The following is a 22575-nucleotide window of genomic DNA, read 5'->3' on the forward strand; positions in this document are numbered from 1 at the left end:
TTTTCGACCTAACTCAGTCAAGGTCAGTGTCTTACATTCAATCAGTGCCTTAGAGGCCAGCATCAAGCTGTTTAATCGTTTTAGGTGAAGTTCTGGGCAGTATTGGTGTAAAGAATGTTGTAGGATATTGGCTTCGCGCATCTTGTTGTCCAAGTGTAGTTTTTAGCGAAACCATTTGATCATGCAACAAGATGCGCTTCCACTCTAATTTGATGATTTATTTGTAAATCATCAGGGGATTCTTCAGCACCTAGCTCTGACCACCTCATTGAGAAGCTATTCTTAAACGATGGCGACAAGCTTTTCAAACCAATTGTCTCTAGAGCTACCTGACCAAATGGAACGTTATCAATTGCTTCAATTGTAATCCAGTCAGCCTTACCTTTAATAAATACAATCTCAGTTTCCCCTTTGGAAAACTGACACTTTTCTCCATGCTTACTTTGAGAGCATGATGAAGGCGCACCAATAAGCGTGGATACTTCAGTTTTATTTTTTCCAACAATTGCAAGCACATCTATGATCGTTTCGGAATATGCTTTTAAGCTCGCAAAGCTTAGTAAAATGCCTAACATTATAATTCTCATCATGACTCCATATTTGCTTAAGTTTTTAGCCCGTTCCAACGCACGAAGTGAGCGGTTCAAAAGCATTGCTATACGCCAGTCACACTAATCTTGAATTTTGGCCACTGGTTGTAACCGATATTTGGATTGTTTGACTGCAGCGCTTTAATTAGCTCCACTTCTTTCATGTTTACTTCCTTGTCTGTTGCAGTTTCGGACTCCCAGATAATTTGCTTGCGAACTGTAAAGTCACGTATTTCTTCTGAAGTGAAATCACACTCAATCAGCTTACTGTCGGCGCTGCCAAAATAATTTAGTGTTCCAGTTAAATCTTTGCCAACGTAAATTTTGCCGTTCGGGTAAGTGATCCTATAAATGACTTTCATGGGCAGCACCGTTATTGTTTATTTTCCAGTCACACTCTCCAACCCAAAAGGCAAGTTTTGGAGAAATATGAATAAATGCAAAGTCACCATAACCGTCTGCAACTAAGAAATCACTCAGGGACTTTATCATGACACCAATTGCTAAATTTGGGAAAAGGTATACTCAGGGATGAAGTGGATTAAGCACTATCATGGAAGTGACCGTTGACGGCATGGATGCCGTCGTCGAGCCTATAGGGACATATCTACGGCGAGTCACTGGAATGACAGTGCTTAATCATTACTAGTCACAGAACAAGTATGATGCAGTGTTAACGATCTACTAATCCACGCTCTGACTCAATCAACGCCAGCTTTTGACTGCGACTCAGCTTTTTAACTGCTATTTCACGGCGCAGTGCATCGCCGTGACTGCCAACCTGCTCTTGATACATCAGCGTTAACGGACCTTTACCGCGCAGATACTTAGCGGATTTGATGCCACCCGACTGATGCTCGCTAAAGCGTCGCGCTACGTCAGTGGTAACGCCTGTGTATAAATGCCCATTGGCACAGCGGACTAGATACAAATACCAGATAAATACACTCTCTACTTTTGCTCACATTTATGCCGGAATTTATAATCAAAAAAATAGAACACTATTATTAATCTCTAATAAAAGAGTTCTATTTCTTGATATGCCATCGTGTAGCTCACACATTAACCAGCTCTACTTTGAACAATCTCATGCAGTTGCGTCCAATATTCTCTTTCCCTGTACACATAATTGTTACGTTATCAGGATCGAAAAATAGTTTTGGGCTATTACATTCTGGATTCGAACAAGTCACATAATTTGATGCGTTAGAGTGCTCAAAATAAAGAGGCTCTAATGCTTCAGCATAATTATATTCCGTTACTTTAATTTCTATTTTAGACACATTAAATCCCCTAAACTCATACTTGCAAATAATCTACTTGGTCATGCCCAGCAGACTCAAGAAGAAGGCATATTCTTGGGCTGTGTCTTGGTACTGACGATAACGACCACTCTTACCGCCGTGGCCAGCTTCCATATCCACATTGAATAACAACACCTTATCATCCATCTTGTACCACTTATTCTGTACATCGCGCAGTTTAGCGACCCACTTGGCGGGTTCAAAATACTGCACTTGGGAATCATGCAAACCTGTCGTCACTAACATGTGTGGGTATTCTTGCTCAGTGACATTGTCGTAGGGCGAGTAACTCAGCATGTAATCGAAATAGGTTTTCTCGTTCGGATTGCCCCACTCGTCGTACTCATTGGTCGTCAACGGAATCGACTCGTCCAGCATAGTCGTCACCACATCAACAAAAGGTACATGGGCTGCAAGGGCGAAATACTTGTCCGGCGCTTGGTTAGCAATCGCGCCCATCAGTAAACCACCCGCGCTGCCACCAGAGGCAACTACCTTGTTTTTGTCGCCATAACCTTGCGCCGTTAATGCCGTTGTTACGTCGATAAAATCATTGAAGGTATTTTGCTTATTCAACAGCTTACCGTCGTCATACCAAGGGCGGCCGAGCATTTCTGAACCGCGCACATGGGCGATGGCATACACAAAACCGCGATCGAGCAGACTGATAACGGATGAAGAAAAATCGGGTTCAACAGTGTAACCGTAAGATCCATAACCATATTGATACAGAGGATTAGTGCCGTCTTTGTTGAATTTATCTTTACGATACACCAAAGAAACGGGCACTTTCGCACCATCGCGGGCCGTCACAAATATCCGTTCGGCACGATACTGGCTGGCATCGAAGCCGCCTAAGACTTGATCTTGTTTCAATAAATCACGTCTATCGGGATTCACCAGCGAATATTCGTATACGGCTTCTGGCGTCGTTAGGCTAGAGTAGAAAATGCGTAACTTATTGCTGTCTTGCTGGGAATTAATCTCTAAACCCATCACATAAGCAGGCTCATCAAAGCTCAACTCGAAGGGCTTTTGACCATTGAGCGGCATCACTTTAATCCGCGTCAGGCCGTTTTCACGGGTCTGAATAATCAGATAATCCTTGAGCACTAACTCATCTTCGATACGGGCATTGGGATTATGCGCAACCATTTCTTGCCACTTCGATTTATCCGCCGCATCTTTGATGGCAACTTTCATCAAACGGAAGTTAGTCGCCTGCCAGTTGGTGAGAATGTAATAAGTATCACCCAGCTTAGACACACTGTATTCGTGGCCTTCTTCCCGCGCTAATACTGGCTTGAATAAACCTAAAGGCTCGCTGGCATCGAGAATAGACACTTCACTCGTCGTGGTGCTTTCTTGGAACAACACAATTTGCGACTCATCTAAGGTTTTGCCGAGTGAGATATAAAATGAATCGTCCTGTTCTTCATACACTAAGACATCGCTCGATTGCTTAGTGCCCAGCTCGTGGCGATACACTTGATAGCCCAGCAAGGTTTTTAGATCTTTGGCGATATAGAACACATGCTTGTTGTCGTTCGCCCACACTACGCGACCTTCGGTATTTTCAAGCACGTCGGTGATCATGTCGCCCGAAGCCAAGTCTTTAAAATAGATGTGATATACACGGCGGCTGAGGACGTCTTCGCCAAAGGCCAACATGGTTTCATCTGGGCTCACACTCGCGCCGCCTAAACCATAAAACTCATGGCCCTTAGCTCGCTCGTTAACGTCGAGCATCACTTGCTCAACACCATCGGCGCCCTTACGGCTGATCAGCGGATATTCGCTGCCCTCTTGGTATCTGTGATAGTAGCTGTGCTGATGCCATTGGTACGGCACGCTCGACTCATCGGCGACTAAGCGCTCAGTTAACTCCTTATAAAGACCATCTTGCAATGGCTTTAATGGTTTGAAATAAGCCGCGGTATAACGATTCTCAGCGTTGAGATAGGCCAACACTTTAGGATCTTTGCGCTCATCATCACGCAGCCAATAGTAATCATCGGTACGGGTTACGCCATGCAAAGTCATCACATGGGGAATTTTTTCAGCAACCGGGGCAGGTACTTGCCCTTTGGAGGTCGAACAAGCGGATAACAGCATAACAATACCTAAAGTGAGTAGCAGAGAGCGCATTTATACGTCCTTGTGACGTCCATAACGACCGTCGAAGAATGCGACGGCAAGTCAATTAGCTTATGTGTTCAGTATGATAGTGGTCAGGTGTGCACTAGCGCAAACATTGAACGCGAGAAGTTGCCATTCGCGGTAAATAAGAGCAACATAACTGCGTTTTTGAGCGCAAATGGCTCAAAAGCAAATTCTCAGGGCGGGGTGAAACTCCCCACCGGCGGTAAATGGGTAACGACTAAGTGATTATTTTGCTGAGCGACACCCAAAGCCCGCGAGCGCCCGAAATCACTTTCGGGGTCAGCAGATCTGGTGCCTTAGATTTTGCCTAGTGCAAAACTGACTATTCCAGAGCCGACGGTAATGGACTGTTTGCTTTAATGGCGACAGTGCTGAGTCCGGATGGAAGAGAATGTAAGACAACCTTGTGGTATTTAAGTGCAACGCGCTTATGTATCTCAGTGTTAGCCTCATGTTTTGCAATAACTTCACCCCAAGTGAAGTGATATTGCTACAGCAAAATCGAGCCATTGGGTTTGATTACGTTGTATTTCTGCACGCCCTGATTCTGGATATTCCAATGTCGTATTTTTTAAGGATATTAACCATGAATCAGTCTTTACTTGCTCCTTTTGGTACTGCTATCGAACGCGTTGAAGCGGGTCTTAATGCCCTGCGTCAAGGCCAAGGTGTATTAGTTGTCGATGACGAAGATAGAGAAAACGAAGGCGATTTAATTTTCGCTGCCGAGACGCTGACTAACGCTCAAATGGCCATGCTCATCCGTGAATGTAGCGGTATTGTTTGCCTGTGTTTACCCGATGCAAAAGTCAAAGCCCTCGAGTTGCCCCCTATGGTGGAAAACAACTCGAGCCAATACGGCACGGCGTTTACTGTGAGTATTGAAGCTAAAGTCGGTGTGACGACTGGCGTTTCTGCCGCCGATCGCGTGACCACCATTAAAGCGGCGATTGCCGATGGCGCTAAGCCAAGTGATCTCGCTCGTCCTGGCCATGTGTATCCACTTCGCGCCCAACCGGGTGGAGTATTAACTCGCCGCGGCCACACCGAAGGCACTATTGATTTAATGCAACTCGCAGGTTTAAAAGCCGCTGGCGTATTGTGTGAAGTCACTAACACCGATGGCACTATGGCGCGTTTGCCCGAAATTATTGCCTTCGGAACTCAGCACAATATACCCGTGTTAACGATTGAAGATATTGTCGTTTATCGCAAATCATTGCTGGCCAATGTCGGCTAGATAACGCGCCAATCGCCTGAATCTAGGGCATTGATTTAAATAGAAGGACGTTTCGCTGCGGCAAACGTCCTTTTTATTTAAGTAGATTTACCGTTAACAATCGCGTTCCACCTAATGCACTAAAAAAACGATAAAAGGTAAAGTTAAACAAGTCATTCTTTCGAATGATGAAATACTGCTTCACATCACAGACAAAGCAAATGCTTGTTTGATAGGTGCAAAATAGGTTAATAAAAATAGTCTCTTAGCATGATATATAACAATTTGCTTAATTTCGTGACCTAGATTAGATATCCATAAACTAAAGGTCGCGGTAGCTGGCTGCCTATGTTAAATATCCTCACCCTGTGCCTAGTCCTATTTGTAACTCGGATTCAACGTTATTACGTTGAATTTTCTTTTTCTGCCTAGGCGAACGAGTGGAGTGATCTTTAATGCCGTCAGCGCTACACCATCTCAGTTTGAAGCAAAAGCTCATTCTGTTTTCGTTAGTCCCATTATTAATGATGAGCTTTTTCATTCTGACGCGCATGCATGACTTGATAAAGGAATCACACTCAGCCAAGCACAATCATCTTGCGGTACAAACGACGGTACAAATCACTGAGCTACTCTATCAGTTGCAAAACGAATATGGTCTAAGTACAAATCAGCGACCAACCGATGAAGTGCTATTACAGCAACAAGCGACTAGGTCAAAAGCACTCGATGCATTACTGAACAGTGAGCCTTTAGAGCATCTTCTGGAGGCGCTCGACCCTAAAAGTATTGAAGCAAACAAAATGAACGCATTGTTGGATGCGCTCAAACTCACAGGCAACAAACTCGCTAACGTTCACCAAAACCACACAGACGACACACTGAGTCAGTTTACGGAACTCTATAATCAATTCCACACTCAGCTTTTGCAGCTCATCCAGTTATTACAGTTACAAACCAACGAAATCAGTCAATCCCGTGCCTATACCGATCTATTGAACCTACTTATGGTGCAGGAGTTGGCCGTAAAAGAACGAAGTGCCATCAATCAATTACTGCTCAGCAAGTCACTCAATATTAATGATTACCGCACCATAATCTCCTTTATGTATGAATATGAGCGAGCCGTGATGCACGCGAGTAATGCATCAATTTCCGATAGAAGGTCCTTACTGCAAAACCTACAAGATTCGCCAGAAAATCAACGCATTCTGCAAATCAGCAAGCAAATTGAACAACAAACTCGCATTAGCGCTCTGGCACAAAATATTAATGCCTACTTAGGTTACGGTGGCTTAATGGGCAGTTTTCAGGACTATTTGCTTAAGGGCGATGATATTTCACTGCAAAAATTTAATGCAGCACTTGCGACGATTCAGCTTAATTTGGATGAACTCAGTCACGAGACTCGTTCTCTACCCGAATTTAAGGCAGCGCTGAAAACCATTGAGGACAGCATAAATCAATACCAGTTCAGCATGGTCAAGTTGCAGCAACTGAAGCAGCAAGGTTTGCCGATGACGGAGATCAAAGCCATCGCGCAAGTCCCTGCCAGCGAGGACAAATTAAGCCAAGCGATGAGCCAACTATTAATGCCGCCACATCCAATTGATAGCCAGGAGTGGTGGGATCTCACCACTCAGCGTATCAATCAACTACATTTGCTGGCGCAAAATATCACCAAGAACATGGCGCAGCAGAGCGAATATCAACAAAACCACACCTTAATCTTACTCGGCTTATACTTGTTCTCGGCTTTGTTCACCGCGACCATCACACTTTGGCTTGGACAAAAGATCATCCGCAATTTTATGGATAAGATCACTAAGATTGCCAATGACATGCAGCAAATGGCAGCAGATCCACAGCTCAATATTAATATCCAAGTCTCAGGCACAGATGAACTCGCTCGCATGGCCCGTGCCATGAACCGTATGATTAGCGAACGGCAAAAAGCAAACCATGCCCTAAGCCGCGCTGCAGCTGTGTTTGACTATTCTGCCGAAGGCATAATGGTGACAGATGCCGACAACCATATTGAACTGGTCAACCCCGCTTTTTGCCACATTACGGGCTATTCATTGGAAGAAGTGAAAGGCCGCAGCCCCTCCCTACTCAGCTCTAGCCGTCATCCTAAGCACTTTTATACCGCCATGTGGGAGTCACTACAAAAAGAAGGGAAATGGGAGGGTGAAGTTTGGAATAAACGCAAAGATGGCCAAGTGTATCCCGAGTATCTAGCGATTACTGTGGTGCGAAATGAGCAAGGTAAAATAATCCAACATATTGGTTTATTTATGGATATCAGTAAGCGTAAGCAATATGAGCAGGATCTTTGGTATCAGGCCAACTTCGATGGATTAACTGGGCTGCCTAATCGTAAGCTGTTCAATGAACGACTGCAGCACGAAATCCATGTGGCACAGCATGACTCTCGCAAGCTGGCTATCTTGCTGATTGATTTGGATCAATTCAAATATATCAATGATGTACAAGGCCATGCCACTGGAGACTTATTACTTAAAGATGTCGCAAAGCGCTTAGAAGGCATTGCGGGGAAAACCGATTTTATCGCACGTATCGGTGGCGACGAGTTTGTGCTTATCTTGCCACGACTGACTAACGAACTCGCCATCGAACACATGGCAACCCGAATCATTGAAACCTTAGGTATGCCATTTAACTTAAATGACCGCGAGATCCAGATTTCGGCCAGCTTTGGTATTGGCGTCTATCCCGAAGATGGGTTAGATACCGGCTCACTCACCCGCAATACCGAAACCGCCATGTATCAAGCCAAAGACGCAGGGCGGAACAATTTTAAATACTTCACCGCGGGTATGAATCAAGCCATGTTCGCCCGGATGGAGTTAGAACAACGCCTACGCCGTGCCGTGGCACAAAATGAATTTGCCCTGCATTATCAACCTATCGTGGATATGCAAACCGGAAGTGTCTGCAGCGTCGAAGCCCTTATCCGCTGGCAAGATCCCGAGCTTGGGTTGATCCCGCCGGATCAATTTATCCCATTAGCCGAAGAAACCGGGCTGATAGAGCCTATGGGCGAATGGGTGCTCAACCAAGCCATGCATGATCTGAGGCAATGGCAGAAAAGTGGCTTAAATATCAATGTCGCGATTAATGTTTCCAGCCGCCAATGTATCAATACACGCGGTATGGGATTCGACCAAGTGTTGCAGGAGTGCTTCAACCGCCACCACGTCAACCCACGAAATGTGCATATTGAGATCACTGAAAGCATGCTGATGGGCGATGCCAGCCATTGCTTGAGCACGCTCGAGTCTATTCGTCATTTAGGCTCGCAAATCTATATCGATGACTTTGGTACGGGTTATTCTTCCCTGAGTTATCTGAAAAAATTCCCGATTTCAGTGATTAAAATCGACCGCAGCTTTGTGGAAAATGCCCTCGAAAATAACTCGAACGCCAACTTAGTCAAAGCGATTGTCATGATGGGGCAAAGCCTAGAAATGGAGTTAGTTGCTGAAGGCATAGAAACCGAAGCACAGTGGCACTTCCTACGAGATTTAGGTTGTCACTTCGCTCAAGGGTATTTGATCTCCAAACCGCTCCCCTTCAATGAAATCACTCCTTTGCTACGCATCAAGCACACAGCACTGTTGAATGATGGCTATCAAGATAAATGCGTGAATATCTAAGCTTATAAAAAATAAAATGATAAAGAACAAAAAAGCAGCCTAGGCTGCTTTTTTGTGGCAAATAAAACGGACTTAAGCCTGTGGTTGGCCTTGGCCGTTCATTATGCTTTCGCCCCCCTTAGAGGCTAGCTTAGCTAAATCTTTATCGATAAAGAACAGTGCCTTACCATCTTCGCCCACTAAACGTATCTTATCGACAATCGACTTAAACAGCTTTTCTTCTTCGTGCTGCTCAGCGACATACCATTGTAAGAAGTTAAAGGTTGAGTAATCTTGATTCGAAAATGCGGCATGGGCCAAGGCATTGATCTGACGGGTAATAAGCTGCTCATGCTCATAGGTTAATTCAAACAACGCCAGTAAAGAATCGAACTGTGACTGTGGCGCCGCAATCGCACCTAACAAAGGTAAGCCACCGGTTTCACTCACATACGTGAACAGACGACGCATATGGCCCATTTCTTCATCCGCGTGCTCACGCATAAACTTAGCTGCGCCTTCAAATCCCTGATCTTCACACCACGCACTCATTTGCAGGTATAAATTTGAGGAGAAGAACTCCATATTAATTTGTTCATTCAACTTTTCGATCATAGTTGCAGACAGCATAGTAAATCCTCTTTTGCATTCGAACTGAATCATGGGGGACATTGTCATCAAGGGGGTCGACAAAAGCAACAAAATTTACCTTTGGATTTCTTGCTAAGTTAATGATTCATTGATAAAAATGATTTTCATTTGTTCATCGACTCGCGTTCAACCCTCGAATTAGCGCAGTAAATTGTGTGACTTCTAGCGAGGTTATCGCCCAAAGTGGCAGAAAAAACTGACTGCCCTATCACAGAAACTCACATGCAAATCATAGCCATCCCAGATCACCGTGGCATAATAGCCAGTCATAATCAGGTGGAAATTCATTCAGCGTCATTACGACCCATTGCATATAAGGCAGACCCTAATGTCCGTAACAGCCGATCCTTGTTCGCAACCTAGCTTAATGCATCCAGATCAAGCTATTCCCCTTTTGCTCGAGCAAGTTAGCCCAGTGTCAGACACCGAAGTCGTATTGCTTCCCCATGCCCTTGGCCGCGTCCTAGCAGAAGATTTAGCTTCCTGCATCGACCTGCCGCCCTTTAACAACTCCTCTATGGACGGCTACGCCTTCCGTTTTGTCGACTTAAATACGCAAACCAATCAGACCGCATTGCGCCTTATCGGCAGTTCCTTCGCCGGCCATGGTTTTAAAGGTGAAGCCAAACCTAATACCTGCGTACGGATCATGACGGGCGCGCCTGTGCCTACAGGTTATGACACAGTGCAAATGCAGGAAGAAGCCGAGGTTGAAGGTGAGATTATTCATATCCGCCACCCTAGGGCGCAAGGCGCCAATGTGCGTTGCCGCGGTGAAGAACTCACCCAAGGCACTAAAGTGCTCAGTGCAGGCATTCAAATTGGTGCCGCCGAACTCGGGGTGTTAGCCACTATTGGCGTTAGCCAAGTGCGAGTTTATCGTCAGCTTAAAGTGGCCTTTTTCTCCACAGGCGATGAACTGCGTCCCGTTGGCAGCGAATTAGCCCTAGGACAAATTTACGATTCAAACCGTTACTCGATCCAAGGCTTACTCAGCCGCGCTAACGTGGAATGGCTCGATTTAGGCGTAATAGCCGATGATCCTGAAGCCATACGTCAGGCATTTCGCCATGCTGCCAGCCAAGCCGACATGGTATTAACCTCGGGTGGCGTGTCGGTCGGTGAAGCGGATTTCACTAAACAAATTCTTGATGAGGAAGGCAAAATTACCTTCTGGAAACTCGCCATCAAACCAGGCAAGCCCTTCGCCATGGGCCGTATCGGCAAAGCGATATTCTGTGGTTTACCGGGGAATCCCGTGTCTTCTATGGTGACGTTTTACAAACTCGTTTGGCCAATACTGAACAAGATGCAGGGCTTAACCCCAGTTGCACCTTTGATGTTAGACGCTGCGCTCACCACGCCCGTGCGTAAACAACCGGGCCGCGTCGAATATCAACGGGGCGTCTTAAGCCGTAATGCACAAGGTAAACTTGAAGTTGCCATTACAGGTAGCCAAGGTTCCGGCATGTTGACTTCGATGAGCTTAGCAAACTGTTTCGTTTTATTGGAGCAATTCCAAGGTGATACTCCCGCTGGCACCCAAGTGACTGTCGAGCCATTTAACAGCGTGCTTTGCTAGGAAAATCCCAATGAATGTGCCAAAAGATATTCTCAGCGACAGCGAACTCTTAAGATACAGCCGCCAAATATCCATCAAGGCTATGGATATCGACGGTCAAGAGCACCTAAAACAGGCCAAAGTGCTCATGATAGGCGCTGGCGGTTTGGGCTGTGCCGCCAGCCAGTACCTCACGGTTGCGGGTATTGGTGAACTGACACTGGTCGATTTTGATACAGTTGAATTATCCAACCTGCAGCGCCAAGTGCTGCATCAAGATGCCAATGTCGGCCAGCCTAAAGTCGAATCGGCTAAACAGAGCCTCAGCCAGCTCAATCCCTTTATTAAGATCAATATTATCAATGCTGTATTAGATGATCATGAGATTGACGCCCTAGTCGCCGATCACAATCTAGTGCTCGACTGCACCGATAATGTCAGTGTGCGCGAGCAACTTAATCTCAGCTGTTTTAAGTATAAAGTACCCTTAGTGTCTGCCGCGGCAATTCGGATGGAAGGCATGGTCACTGTGTTCAATTATCACAGCGAAACGCCTTGTTATCATTGCTTTAGCGCCCTATTTGGCGAGCAACAACTGAGCTGCGTTGAATCGGGCATCCTAGCACCCGTGGTCGGTATGATAGGTTGTTTGCAGGCAGTTGAAGCCATCAAAGTGATTACTGGCATGGGTAAAACCTTAGCAGGACGCATTTTGATGATCGATGCAATGACGATGGAGTTTCGCGAGATGAAGTTACCGAAACAAGCCCGCTGCAGTGTTTGTGGTACTAAAGAGGCTTAGGTTGTTCTCGCTTGAAAAACGGCTTTATTTACACTAGCTTAATTGCCACCGCTTAATTTGCCGTCATATAGCTCAACACTGATGACGCTTAATGGCCCGTTAAAATAAGGAAATCATAAGGAAAACATATGGATTCGGAAAACAGTGTATTTGACCGCATGACCACAGACGACCCCATAGTTGGCGCAGGTATTTACAACCTCGTTATCGGCCTCACGCTGATTTGGGGTTTTGCCGTTAACTATTGGATGGTCACCAATATCGACCCAGAGGCGATTGCCAGTGTTAATCCTTGGATTTTCTTTATCGGCTATTTCGCCTCCTGTTTCTTTGGGATTTATCTGTTCCAAAAATCGACTAACCCCGTTGTCAGTTTTATTGGCTACAACTTTGTGGTCGTGCCCTTCGGCTTAATAATCAATATGGTGGTCAGTCAATACGATCCCGAATTGGTGACTGAGGCCATTCGTATCACAGGGCTAGTGACCATAGCTATGATGTGTTTAGGCACACTCTTCCCCGCCTTTTTCCAAAAAATTTCCGGTGCACTCACGATTGCTTTATTGCTCGTTATCGTCGTCGAACTGATTGAAGTGTTTATCTTTAATACTCACCACGGCATTTTAGATTGGATAGTCGTGCTGATTTTCTGCGGTTATATTGGTTATGACTGGGGACGGGCGAATCAAATCCCTAAAACCATAGATAATGCCATCGATAGCGCCGCCGCTTTGTATATGGATATCATCAACTTGTTTCTACGGATCCTGCGGATTTTAGGGCGAAAATAACTCACCAAGGAGTGTCTATGAAAATCAAATTCCTGCTTGTTACTGCTCCACTTCTGGCGAGTGTGGTATTAGTCGGATGCAGTGATACTGAACAAGTAAAAATAGCCAATCCCGCCTCTGAGTATTGTGTCTCCATTGGTGGCAACTTAACAATTGAGAAAACCGCCGAAGGTGAACATGGGATCTGCACCTTACCCAGCGGTGAAGCAATTGAAGAGTGGGCGTTATTCCGTCGCGATCATAAGGAAGAAAAGCCGCAGTAACAGTGGCTATTTTTACCTTTAATAAAAACAGGCGCCATTAGCGCCTGTTTTGTTAGCAGTACTTAATTGGGTCATACTCAAAAGTCTTAACGGGCTAAGTGTTCACCGCGCCAGATTTTGCGCTTAACTGCTGACTGGAAACTCCACGCTAAAACCCGCGTAATTTTATTGCCCTGCTGCATCTCAATCGTTTTCACAGTATCGACGTTCAACTGCGCTAAGGCTTGATAACAAGGTTTCAGGTTTTCCTTCTTCGACACTAGACTGGTAAACCATAAGCATTGATCTGCAAACATTTGGCTCTCACGGATCATAGTCGCTAGAAACTGTCGTTCACCGCCTTGGCACCAAAGCTCAACCGCTTGACCGCCGAAATTCAGCTTAGGTGCAACCTTTACCAAGCCACCCCGATTGAGCTGCAGATTATTCACCTTACGCTTTGTACCTTCGCTCGCCTCAGCCATAGAGGCATGAAATGGCGGATTGCACAGGGTTAACGCAAAACATTCTCCGGCTTGAATGATTCCCTTGAAGACCGCCTTGTCATTTGGCTGTAATCGTAAACTTATCTGCCCTTGCAGCACTGGGTTTTGCTCAATAATACTCTGCACATTACTGAGTGAATGGGCATTAATATCCGAGGCGACAAATTGCCAACCGTATACTTGGCAACCCAATATGGGATAAATACCGTTCGCTCCAGTGCCGATATCTAATACCCTAGTTTTATCCAAAGCAAATACATCATCGCCTTCGGCTAGAAGGTCTGCTAAATAATGTAAATAATCGACTCGACCTGGAATAGGAGGACATAACGCTCCATCAGGAATATCCCAAGATTCAATCCCATAATGGTGTTTCAGTAGCGCCGCATTAAGCATCTTAACCGCTAACGGATCGGAAAAATCGACCGATAAAACCCCATAAGGCGTGGGTCGAACAAAGGCTTTTAGCTTAGGGAATGAACTCATCAGCGCCGGAAAATCATAGCCGTTCAAGTGTACATTTCGAGGATGCAAAGCTTTTTTGATCTCAGCACTGCGCCTGTTTTTGACCGACTTGGCTTTTCCTTTCACCTCAGTTCTAGCCTGCTTTGGTGCTTTAGTTTTTGCATGACCAATGTTGGCTGTACTCGTTAGGCGTTTCGCAGTCACTAATTGGACGGGTTTCACGGCAGGTTTTGACATAATAGCTCTTGTAACGCAATGGGCCGACCTGAGTCAGCCCATGGAATGGGGCAGTAAATTAATCATACAGATAAGAGGTAAACAATAAGTTTACGATCAAGGGTTTGCCAGCTTCTTTGGTGATCAAGTTGTTGACCATTTCAAAGCACTCACGACGAATCTCTTCACGACCCGTGAGCGACTTAATCTTCTCTTCCGATTGATTGCCTAACACTTCAACAATTGCGGCTCGTAATAATGGATTATGGAGCTCAATTGTCACTAGATCATCTGGACTCTTTACCATTAACTCAACGCTAATCTTCACAAAACCCAATTTCTTGCGATTAGAAATGTAGTTAGTGACAATTTCGGGTTCGAAACCATAGTAGGCATACTCACCCGTTGGTGGGGTTGCTGCTGCAGGTGCAGCTTCTTTTTCATCGGCCGCATAAACACTGAAAACACTTGTAAACAGGATAAGACAGACTGAGAGTAATTTTTTCATAGCGACTTACGGCTCCCTAAAACAATAATGGTAATGGAAGAAACTTCCCAATCTATATAGCCAAACAACCTGAAGATGCAGTATCCGTATCTGGAAGTAGCTTGGGTATATATGCTCGCGTCGCGACATGCTAGACTGCCGACGTTTGTTTATATTGTAACGAGTATTTAATGAATGTGACTAGCTTAAGCTTTCCCTATGGTGAATCTATTCAGTGGTTTTCAGCCGATCTAGCCGACAAACTCCCCAAATCGCCCTTGAAAGAATGGTTGCTTGCCACTGGCAGCCTAACGCAAAAACTCAAAACTTGCTGCGCTCAATTTGAAGTAAAGGTACTAGGCGAAGGACTGCATGCTCCCTTAGAGGGCGAATATCCCCAGCAAGGTGCTGTATGGATCCGTGAAGTCTTGCTTTGCCTCGACTCGATACCTTGGGTATTTGCCAGAACCTTGATCCCTGAAAAATTAATGGCCGAGCGCAAAATGGATTTCCTTAGTTTGGGTACTCGCCCCTTAGGTGAATTACTGTTTAGCCAAGATAACTTCATCCCCGGTAGAATCGAAGTTGCCAGTTTCGAAACCTGTAGTCGCCTTGCCCACTTAGCTGAAAGCTTAGATCAAAGTGTCGAACATGCACTCTGGGGACGCCGCCGCTATTTCCATCACGGTGAGCATGAAATGATCGTCAGCGAAATCTTTCTGCCAGCGGCCGAGCAAGCTATCCGTCAGTTGTAAACTTTAGACTTCATCCAAAGCTTAGTCAGAATTTAGCCTCAAGACAGATAAAAAATGCCTCTAGATCAGAGGCATTTTTGTTCGGGTTTCAAACAATCAACTTAGTGGACATTTAACTTAGTGCACATTTAACTGGCGGCGCCAAGTCAATAAGCTAAGGAAGGCAAGGCTTAACCAACCTAAGCTGCCGCCACCTGAACTCTCACTAGCCGGCGGAGTTACTGGAGGCGTAACAGGTGCAACAACCGTTACCGTCGAACTGCTAATCGCCTTAGTATTTTGCGCATCTGTCACTGTAAGCTTCACAGTATAAGTGCCCGCCTTCGCATAGGTATGGGTTGGCGCCGTGACAGTGCTTGTCGTGCCATCACCAAAATCCCAAGCGTAGGTTAATACTCCCATACCGCCATCAATATTACTGGTGAAGCTTACTGCTAATTGGTTGACAGTATTAGTAAAACTGACAGTTAACGGCGCTATAGCATCAGAGTTCGCATTCGCAAGACGAATAACCGCAGTATCATTATTGCTGGCTTGAGATAGTACCTGCATTGTCAACCCTAGCTGCTGCAACACCATACCTGACTGTGGCTGTAGTGGCGCGCTGTAATCTAAACTGTCATCGAACAGGCTGACAGCATCGCGATGATTGTCCTCCAAATAGAAGGTTTGATTTACTGTACTAAAGGCCGCATCACGAATTTGTACGTCGGTAGAGCGAGTGCCAATCATATTCTGGTCAGCATCAATCACGCCAATCAAGCCATGGCCAGCGTGGTCTGAAACGTTATTGTCACTGTAGCTAAAATTTTCTAACCAGAGTAAAACTCCGGGATCAAAGCTTTTTGCTTTCAAACCCGCATCGACACCATTATGGCTACGTAGCTGGATAATATAACGAGACTGAGATTTGGGATCCGGACGAGAATCCTTAATCCGGCTATAGCCGTAAAACGTCATTTTATCCGCGACTTCAGCGTTATCACTATATAACTCAGTGGTATTTTGTTTAACGCTGATGTTATCAATAGCGATCCCTGACTCAGAGGTATAATCATCGGTGACATAGTTGATTTCGACAGCAACAGATTTTCCAGAATATGCTGATAAATCATATTCTAATGTTACCCAAGCATCACGACCTTCCGCCAGAGCAAGCGCAGACGATTCACCAGTGATGATATGACGAGCACTATTCATTGCATTGTTCGACTTAGTGTAATTACCCGCAATGGCCACACCATCCACTTTCACCTGCATGTAGTCATAGTTAGGCTCAATACTCCAACTAGCCTTCATACTCAGAATCAGTTTATCTGTGGTTACGGCAGGTAAATTAACATTAAAATTCATGCTGTTATTCAGCATATTTCCTTGGCCAGAATAGTACTGATAACTGCCCTGATAAGGTGTTTTAAAAGGAATTAACACAAGAGGGAGCGGAATAGAGATCTGATTAACCGCCTGATGATTAACCGCCTCATTCAACGTCACTTCCATGCCTGATTTGGGAATGCTATCTAAGGAAATTTCACGTTCATTTAACCACTTACCTTTGTATCTTTTCTGTAGATAAGATCGAGCATAAGGACTAAAACCACTCGGCTGAGCGCCAGGAATAGCACCAGCCCAACTACCACCAGACATCAAAGACCATAGCCCCACAGGTGAGCCGTCTTTCTTATCATTTTCAGAGGTATCGTACTCATCAGGCAGACCTAGATCATGGCCAAACTCGTGGGTACACACGCCCGTTGCCGCATCGATAGGCTGGATTGTATAACCGAATACTTTTTTGTTCGTACCAGGAAGCGCATAACCATTGGTTGCTTGGTCGACATAATATCGATGCGACCATATCGCACTCGATCCTAGTTTTCCGCCGCCGACCTCTTCGCCTACGCTAGAGTGGAAAATCATCACATGGTCGATAATGCCATCGGGCTCATCGTAATTACCGTTATTGTTCAAATCATTTTGGTCTTCAACATCATAACTCGCCAACTCAGCTGCAGACATATTTGCAACAGCTTGAGATACGGCTTCTTTTACCAATTGTTCGACCTGTGAATCACTACGGGTATCTGGATCATTAACACCATAGTATTCGGCATTTTGCGAGGCGGTATACCAGCCCTTCACATCCCCAGTAAAGGAGAAGGTTTGCCCAGAAACCGCTTGATAATATTGATACCCCGAATCTAACGTCTGCCCCTGTGGACCTTTGAAGCCCGTAGGCGAAAAGAGTAATTCCTTGTAGTGGGACGCAGGATAACTCGGGTAATACATATCTGTATCCCCCGCTTTTAAGCCATTGTTATCATGTTTTAGATCAGCAAAATCCACTAATACCGTGAGCACTTTAACGGTTTTCTTTACATCCGCATCGGCCTGTAAACGCTGTGCGGGTGAGCGCATCATTTGCGATGATTTAGCTCTTTGTAGACGCGCATGTTCAGCTTCAACTTCGATGCGCGGCGCTTTAGGTTGTGCCAAAGTGGCGCGATGAATATAAGCTTCTATCGCCTCCTGCTTTACGCTATCACTGGCATCGGCGGCCACTTCGCCACGCTTAATCAACCAATATAAAATTCGATCTTTATTAATCACACCCGCATCTGCAGGCGTATGATTCGGAGCCGCAATACTCGCGCCGCTAATCAATGCCAACATCAGTCCAAACGCTGTTACGCCTTTTGTACTTCGCATTTTTAACATCCTTCTATAACAGCCAACGCCGTTTACGCTATTCAATTTATTGAGACTAGTGTCTCTTTGCATTAAGACAAATTACCTTTAATGAGTAACCTACTCAGGGTTTATCCGTCTTCAAGTGATAGAGACAGAGTTTTCGACATTAGCAGTACTGCACCTCAGTAACAACTTGATACACCTGTTCGCAGGTAAGATTTGCACTTTTGTCAGCAAATATTCAGCAAACCTCTGTGCTGACTCAATTCCAAGCCAAATCTCAGCCATAAAAAAACCGCATTAGCAACGTTAATACGGTTTCGTTTTGATCAAACTAGATAAAGTTAGCCAGCGGTTTTCAGATAGTTTGAAATACCGTCGAGGAACATTTGCACTGAGATCATGACCAGCACCATACCCATCAAACGCTCGACCGCTGTGAGCCCCTTTTCCCCCAGCACACGGGTGAAAAGTTTATAAAACATTAAGATCACCGCACTCGCCCCCCAAGCTGACACTAACGCTATGGTCCAATCGCCCATACGTGAGCTATCGGTATGCGCCAGTAAAATCAAGGCTGCAAGAATCGATGGGCCAGCCATCAAGGGAATAGCCATAGGCACGATAAAAGGCTCTTCTCCCGCGGCTAATCCAACGACACCACCGGGTTGGGGGAAGATCATCTTAATCGCGATCAAAAACAGAATAATACCGCCTGCAATACTCACAGATTCGGAACGAAGATTTAAGAAACTTAAAATGGCTTCACCCGCATAAAGAAAAGACAGCATGATCACTAAGGCGAAAAGTAACTCTCGGATCAGTACCTTACGACGTTTCTTGGGATCGATATGTCGCAGAATCGATGCGAAAATCGGCAAATTACCCAAAGGGTCCATGATCAGAAACAACATTACCGCAGCAGAAAATATATCCATTTAACGTATCAACACCCAAGCCAACATAGGCCCATATTATATACCCAAACAACCTGAAGATGCAGGATTCAGCGGGAATGTAACGCACTTTAGGCAAGGCGGTTATTTGCGGACCTAGTGGGCTAAGTTAAAAATAACCAACACGGCATAAAGTACGTTACAACCCGCCGGAACGGAGCGCCTAGGGAGCTCCACTTCCGTGTTGCAACAATTCAAAAGGTGGCAGACATTCTGTCATTGATGCGCCTTGAATTGAAGCACCCTAGGCGCTCTGAAACTCGTATCTTCAGGTAGCTTGGGTATAGTACCTTTTCTCGAGTTAGATCTGAAAATTTCTCCGCAGAATGGCCAAAGTGAATAAAATTCTCCCCTTCAAAACACAGTATAAAATGTCAGTTGAGTAAATTGCCTGCAAGTCACTGCTCACTTTGCTTTACAGCTGGTATACTATGGCGTTTTTTCAGCAAATTTTCCGTGGAATCCATGCTCTATCTTCTTGCTAGCTGTATCGCACTCTTAATTGGCCCTCTGTTTTATCGCTACTTCTCATCGAGTAGTGGCTTACAAAAGGGGCTCGATGGTTTTATATTCGTCTCATTAGGCGGATTAGTGCTGATCCACATCTTGCCAGAATTACTCGAGCATGGTGGCATGCTTGCGATCGTCTTTGTACTCCTCGGCATCTGGGGGCCTACCGCCAGCGAACGCCTATTTCACCGTTATTCAGAAGTCACCCATAATTTTACGCTTTTCTTGGGTATTGGTGGCTTATTACTGCATACCATCACCGATGGCACCGCTATGGTTTTGGCGCAGCAAGACGATAACTCCATTCTGCTAGCTCTTGGTGTCATACTCCACCAATTACCCGTCGGTTTTGCAGTATGGTGGATACTTAAACCCCATCTTGGAACACGTTGGACACTTATGATCTTTGCAGCCCAGATGCTATTTACAGGCATAGGCTATTTCGCCGGTGAGCAACTACTTCCTTATTTAAATATCGATGACACTGTCTACTTACAAGCCTTTATTACTGGCACAATTCTGCATGTGGTACTACATCAACCCCATGGTCAGCATGAAAGTGATACGCAAGGCAAATATGAATACCAAGCTGGCATAGGTAGTTTGCTCGGCATCGGTTTACTCGTGATGTTGCTATTAATGGATTCAGGCGGCCACGAACATGCCCACCATGATCACAGCACAGAGCAATTAATGACTTGGCTATTAAAGCTCGCACCCGTGTTGCTGCTAAGCTATGGTGCGGCTGCGCTGCGCTTTAAATTAGGTTTGACGCCGCAGGATAGCAGTTTAGCCCGTCGCTGGTTCCAACGCTTAGCTGGGCCTGAAGCCTTAGTGATCACAGCTCTACTTCTCGGTCCTTGGTTAGCGTTATTCCAATTGCTTGTAGTGTTTATTCTGAGTGCATATTTAAGCCATGCTAACGTCACCATTACCGATCCACACACTAAATTACCCAGCAGTTCACTGCGTTTCGGCTTTGCTCATTTAGTCGATCGCAGCGCACCTTGGATTTTACTCAGCCTAGTATTAGTGAATTTAATTGGCCACCCTTCAATGCCCTTAAGCAATCCATTGCTACAGGTTGTTGTGCTATTGCTTGTATTTTTACCTATGCGTTTCTGCAACTTAGGCGCCGCCGTACTCGCTCTTGCACTGGCTTATAGTGGCTGGAATCCTATCGCGATTATGATGCCGCTGATTGCTGCACCTGTGCTCAACATAGCTCAGCTTAAGTTAATGACATGGACGCAAAGGGCGATATTACTGAGTATTATTGCGCTGAGCTTAGCCGCAGCATTACGCTTGCCACTATGGTTCTCCTTATTTACCTTGCCTGAAGTCGTGAACTTAATTGCTCTACTGATCCTCTCAGGGTTGTTTGCCGCCAGCTTACTGCGCTTAGGTCCACGTAAATTTTTACGCCGCTTAATGCTCAGCAAACCGGTAGTTCATGCGCATAGTCACGCCCATAGCCATTCCCACGAGAATACACATACTCACGAATCTAGCGCTTCGCACACAGACGAGCAGAAACCTGTTGTGACACCTAGTGCCGATAAACATGCACATGAACACGCAAAAACAGATAAGCACTCGCACCACTAACGCTGTTCATTTGTGAGCAGACAGGCTAAGTTAATCTACCTTTGGATTAATTTAGCCTGCTATGTGCATACTCTTTGTCGCCATTAATGCCCATCCTAAGTATCCCTTAATCATCTGTGCCAACCGCGATGAGTTTCATCATAGACCAACTGCGCCAGCGCATTTTTGGCCGCCGGAAGAAAACATACTCGCGGGTAAAGATCTGCAGGCCGGTGGCACTTGGTTTGGCATCAATAAACAAGGACAAATCGCTGGCGTAACCAATCTGCGCGTTCCGCAAAAGAACCCTGAAGCCATGCGTAGTCGTGGCGAGCTAATTACTATGACGCTCAACTCAGGGTCGCTCGTGTGCCCTAATTGGCTTGTTGAACATAGCGACAATTATCAGCCGTTCAATCTCATCTTCGGCCAAGGTACTGACTTATATTGTTTTAACAGTATCAATAAAGACACAGTAAAACTTGCCGATGGATTTCATGCCATTAGCAATGGTGCACTCGATGATATTTGGCCGAAAATGGCGAAGGGACAGCAGGCGTTAGAAGCGGCAATCAGCCAGTCCAGCAGTATAGAAGTGCAAGTACTGTTACAACTAATGAAAGACGATTCCCAGCCGCAAGATAATGAGCTGCCTAATACGGGAGTAGGGATCGAGTGGGAGCGGCGTTTAGCTGCGATTTATATTCGTCACCCCGACTATGGCACCCGCTCCACCAGCATTCTGCTTGAAGATGCTGAGGGCGGTATGCATTTCACCGAAGTGAGATACGATGGCAAAGGTAGACAGCTTGGACAGCAGGATTTCCATTTAACTCTGCCTGCCGAGCCGCCCACCAAACCAGACTGTTTATTATCGCAAATCTAATTTGAACTGCAGTGCAACACTGAGTGCAAAGGACACGGTTTAATCTGAACTGTGGTCCATGGTGATCACCCAACGATCGTCGATTTTTTCAATCAACAGAGTAAACACACCCGTTGGGGCATCTTTTATCCGCCGTAAATCCCAGCGCCCAACAACCATAGCGGCGTAATTACTGAGCATTTTGATTTCTTTGATAGTGAACTTCAGTTCACCAAGCGCTTCTTTATTTGGATAATTTTTCTTATAGGCAGCGAGAGTTTCTTCCCAGCCAAAACGAAACTTACCATTAGAGACAAAACGCAGTTGATCACTCTTCCAATAGCCTTGCATATAAGCATCGAGATCGCCGCGATTCCAAGCGTCTTCTTGGCCTTTAAGCATCTGCGTAATTTCATCCGTCGGCACAGCATTAACATGACAAGTCAGCAGGAGTAACAGTGCCGCAAAAACACGCTGCCAGATAACCTTGTTTAATCGTCCATTTTTCAACATAGTATCGTTCCCCCACAATCAATCAGGTTAAACTGTACTATA

The 22575-nt window shown here is 45.5% G+C and carries 18 protein-coding genes, 2 pseudogenes and 1 riboswitch; of the genes and pseudogenes, 9 read left to right on the top strand and 11 right to left on the bottom strand.

Features of this window, described 5'->3' with window-relative positions; genetic code table 11:
• From L5M18_RS19315 to L5M18_RS19335, 5 genes and pseudogenes are all read right to left on the bottom strand, one after another.
• Positions 1 to 141 (bottom strand): annotated as a pseudogene (locus L5M18_RS19315) (IS4 family transposase); the annotation flags it as partial.
• 38 nt (positions 142 to 179) lie between these two features.
• On the bottom strand, positions 180 to 653 hold the full coding sequence (locus L5M18_RS19320) for a hypothetical protein (RefSeq protein ID WP_263198293.1): 474 nt from the start codon (positions 651 to 653) through the stop codon (positions 180 to 182).
• A gap of 2 nt (positions 654 to 655) precedes the next feature.
• Positions 656 to 952: a hypothetical protein gene (locus L5M18_RS19325; protein WP_263198294.1), complete on the bottom strand. Its 297-nt coding sequence runs from the start codon at positions 950 to 952 to the stop codon at positions 656 to 658.
• A 311-nt stretch (positions 953 to 1263) separates the two neighbouring features.
• Positions 1264 to 1533, bottom strand: a pseudogene (locus tag L5M18_RS19330) (GIY-YIG nuclease family protein); the annotation flags it as partial.
• Between the two features lie 373 nt (positions 1534 to 1906).
• Positions 1907 to 4042, bottom strand: coding sequence for a S9 family peptidase (locus tag L5M18_RS19335; RefSeq protein ID WP_263198296.1), 2136 nt, complete (start codon positions 4040 to 4042; stop codon positions 1907 to 1909).
• 180 nt (positions 4043 to 4222) lie between these two features.
• Positions 4223 to 4454: riboswitch (FMN riboswitch) on the top strand.
• A gap of 189 nt (positions 4455 to 4643) precedes the next feature.
• Here L5M18_RS19335 and ribB point away from each other — a divergent pair.
• A complete protein-coding gene (gene ribB, locus L5M18_RS19340) occupies positions 4644 to 5297 on the top strand; it encodes a 3,4-dihydroxy-2-butanone-4-phosphate synthase (protein WP_113941272.1) in 654 nt (217 codons plus the stop codon).
• A gap of 434 nt (positions 5298 to 5731) precedes the next feature.
• Positions 5732 to 8956, top strand: a complete 3225-nt coding sequence (locus L5M18_RS19345) for an EAL domain-containing protein (protein ID WP_263198297.1) — start codon at positions 5732 to 5734, stop codon at positions 8954 to 8956.
• A gap of 72 nt (positions 8957 to 9028) precedes the next feature.
• Here L5M18_RS19345 and ftnA read toward each other — a convergent pair whose 3' ends face one another.
• Positions 9029 to 9565 (bottom strand): non-heme ferritin, encoded by a 537-nt coding sequence (gene ftnA / locus L5M18_RS19350; RefSeq protein ID WP_105250975.1) that lies wholly within the window; start codon positions 9563 to 9565, stop codon positions 9029 to 9031.
• A gap of 349 nt (positions 9566 to 9914) precedes the next feature.
• On the opposite strand from ftnA, the gene glp reads away from it, so the two are divergent.
• The 4 genes from glp to L5M18_RS19370 all read left to right on the top strand — a co-directional run bounded on the left by glp (position 9915) and on the right by L5M18_RS19370 (position 13003).
• The gene (gene glp, locus L5M18_RS19355; RefSeq protein ID WP_263198298.1) at positions 9915 to 11168 is read left to right on the top strand and encodes a gephyrin-like molybdotransferase Glp; all 1254 of its coding nucleotides are present in this window, start codon (positions 9915 to 9917) and stop codon (positions 11166 to 11168) included.
• A 10-nt stretch (positions 11169 to 11178) separates the two neighbouring features.
• A complete protein-coding gene (gene moeB, locus L5M18_RS19360) occupies positions 11179 to 11949 on the top strand; it encodes a molybdopterin-synthase adenylyltransferase MoeB (RefSeq protein WP_263198300.1) in 771 nt (256 codons plus the stop codon).
• A 128-nt stretch (positions 11950 to 12077) separates the two neighbouring features.
• Positions 12078 to 12740, top strand: a complete 663-nt coding sequence (locus L5M18_RS19365) for a Bax inhibitor-1 family protein (protein ID WP_168826929.1) — start codon at positions 12078 to 12080, stop codon at positions 12738 to 12740.
• Between the two features lie 17 nt (positions 12741 to 12757).
• Positions 12758 to 13003 carry a DUF333 domain-containing protein gene (locus L5M18_RS19370; protein ID WP_263170257.1) on the top strand — a complete coding sequence of 82 codons (246 nt, stop codon included), beginning with the start codon at positions 12758 to 12760 and terminating at the stop codon, positions 13001 to 13003.
• Between the two features lie 86 nt (positions 13004 to 13089).
• Here the strand turns inward: L5M18_RS19370 and rlmF are convergent, their stop codons facing one another.
• Together rlmF and L5M18_RS19380 are read right to left on the bottom strand one after the other, a co-directional pair.
• Positions 13090 to 14190, bottom strand: a complete 1101-nt coding sequence (gene rlmF / locus L5M18_RS19375; protein ID WP_263198301.1) for a 23S rRNA (adenine(1618)-N(6))-methyltransferase RlmF — start codon at positions 14188 to 14190, stop codon at positions 13090 to 13092.
• A gap of 58 nt (positions 14191 to 14248) precedes the next feature.
• Complete coding sequence (locus L5M18_RS19380) at positions 14249 to 14677, bottom strand: flagellar basal body-associated protein FliL (RefSeq protein WP_105250969.1); 429 nt, start codon at positions 14675 to 14677, stop codon at positions 14249 to 14251.
• Positions 14678 to 14847: 170 nt separating this feature from the next.
• Here L5M18_RS19380 and L5M18_RS19385 point away from each other — a divergent pair, with 170 nt between their 5' ends.
• A complete protein-coding gene (locus L5M18_RS19385; RefSeq protein ID WP_212600815.1) occupies positions 14848 to 15411 on the top strand; it encodes a chorismate--pyruvate lyase family protein in 564 nt (187 codons plus the stop codon).
• A gap of 117 nt (positions 15412 to 15528) precedes the next feature.
• On the opposite strand, the gene L5M18_RS19390 is transcribed toward L5M18_RS19385, so the two are convergent.
• Together L5M18_RS19390 and L5M18_RS19395 are read right to left on the bottom strand one after the other, a co-directional pair.
• Positions 15529 to 18120, bottom strand: coding sequence for an immune inhibitor A domain-containing protein (locus tag L5M18_RS19390; protein ID WP_263198302.1), 2592 nt, complete (start codon positions 18118 to 18120; stop codon positions 15529 to 15531).
• A 326-nt stretch (positions 18121 to 18446) separates the two neighbouring features.
• Positions 18447 to 19040 (bottom strand): YhgN family NAAT transporter, encoded by a 594-nt coding sequence (locus L5M18_RS19395; RefSeq protein ID WP_011848195.1) that lies wholly within the window; start codon positions 19038 to 19040, stop codon positions 18447 to 18449.
• Between the two features lie 483 nt (positions 19041 to 19523).
• On the opposite strand from L5M18_RS19395, the gene L5M18_RS19400 reads away from it, so the two are divergent.
• Entirely contained in the window at positions 19524 to 21176 is a 1653-nt protein-coding gene (locus L5M18_RS19400; protein WP_263198305.1) for a ZIP family metal transporter, read from the top strand.
• 61 nt (positions 21177 to 21237) lie between these two features.
• Entirely contained in the window at positions 21238 to 22041 is an 804-nt protein-coding gene (locus tag L5M18_RS19405) for an NRDE family protein (RefSeq protein ID WP_131525674.1), read from the top strand.
• A 39-nt stretch (positions 22042 to 22080) separates the two neighbouring features.
• Here L5M18_RS19405 and L5M18_RS19410 read toward each other — a convergent pair whose 3' ends face one another.
• On the bottom strand, positions 22081 to 22533 hold the full coding sequence (locus L5M18_RS19410) for a YybH family protein (RefSeq protein WP_263198303.1): 453 nt from the start codon (positions 22531 to 22533) through the stop codon (positions 22081 to 22083).
• Positions 22534 to 22575 lie beyond the last annotated feature (42 nt).

Origin of the sequence: Shewanella sp. SM20, assembly GCF_025654545.1 — a bacterium.
GTDB lineage: Bacteria > Pseudomonadota > Gammaproteobacteria > Enterobacterales > Shewanellaceae > Shewanella > Shewanella oncorhynchi.

Excerpts from the sequence above, each read along its gene's own strand:
- L5M18_RS19320 (WP_263198293.1), bottom strand. The coding sequence starts at position 653 with ATGCTTTTGAACCGCTCACTTCGTGCGTTGGAACGGGCTAAAAACTTA.
- L5M18_RS19325 (WP_263198294.1), bottom strand. The coding sequence starts at position 952 with ATGAAAGTCATTTATAGGATCACTTACCCGAACGGCAAAATTTACGTT.
- L5M18_RS19335 (WP_263198296.1), bottom strand. The coding sequence starts at position 4,042 with ATGCGCTCTCTGCTACTCACTTTAGGTATTGTTATGCTGTTATCCGCT.
- ribB (WP_113941272.1), top strand. The coding sequence starts at position 4,644 with ATGAATCAGTCTTTACTTGCTCCTTTTGGTACTGCTATCGAACGCGTT.
- L5M18_RS19345 (WP_263198297.1), top strand. The coding sequence starts at position 5,732 with ATGCCGTCAGCGCTACACCATCTCAGTTTGAAGCAAAAGCTCATTCTG.
- ftnA (WP_105250975.1), bottom strand. The coding sequence starts at position 9,565 with ATGCTGTCTGCAACTATGATCGAAAAGTTGAATGAACAAATTAATATG.
- glp (WP_263198298.1), top strand. The coding sequence starts at position 9,915 with ATGTCCGTAACAGCCGATCCTTGTTCGCAACCTAGCTTAATGCATCCA.
- moeB (WP_263198300.1), top strand. The coding sequence starts at position 11,179 with ATGAATGTGCCAAAAGATATTCTCAGCGACAGCGAACTCTTAAGATAC.
- L5M18_RS19365 (WP_168826929.1), top strand. The coding sequence starts at position 12,078 with ATGGATTCGGAAAACAGTGTATTTGACCGCATGACCACAGACGACCCC.
- L5M18_RS19370 (WP_263170257.1), top strand. The coding sequence starts at position 12,758 with ATGAAAATCAAATTCCTGCTTGTTACTGCTCCACTTCTGGCGAGTGTG.
- rlmF (WP_263198301.1), bottom strand. The coding sequence starts at position 14,190 with ATGTCAAAACCTGCCGTGAAACCCGTCCAATTAGTGACTGCGAAACGC.
- L5M18_RS19380 (WP_105250969.1), bottom strand. The coding sequence starts at position 14,677 with ATGAAAAAATTACTCTCAGTCTGTCTTATCCTGTTTACAAGTGTTTTC.
- L5M18_RS19385 (WP_212600815.1), top strand. The coding sequence starts at position 14,848 with ATGAATGTGACTAGCTTAAGCTTTCCCTATGGTGAATCTATTCAGTGG.
- L5M18_RS19390 (WP_263198302.1), bottom strand. The coding sequence starts at position 18,120 with ATGCGAAGTACAAAAGGCGTAACAGCGTTTGGACTGATGTTGGCATTG.
- L5M18_RS19395 (WP_011848195.1), bottom strand. The coding sequence starts at position 19,040 with ATGGATATATTTTCTGCTGCGGTAATGTTGTTTCTGATCATGGACCCT.
- L5M18_RS19400 (WP_263198305.1), top strand. The coding sequence starts at position 19,524 with ATGCTCTATCTTCTTGCTAGCTGTATCGCACTCTTAATTGGCCCTCTG.
- L5M18_RS19405 (WP_131525674.1), top strand. The coding sequence starts at position 21,238 with ATGTGCATACTCTTTGTCGCCATTAATGCCCATCCTAAGTATCCCTTA.
- L5M18_RS19410 (WP_263198303.1), bottom strand. The coding sequence starts at position 22,533 with ATGTTGAAAAATGGACGATTAAACAAGGTTATCTGGCAGCGTGTTTTT.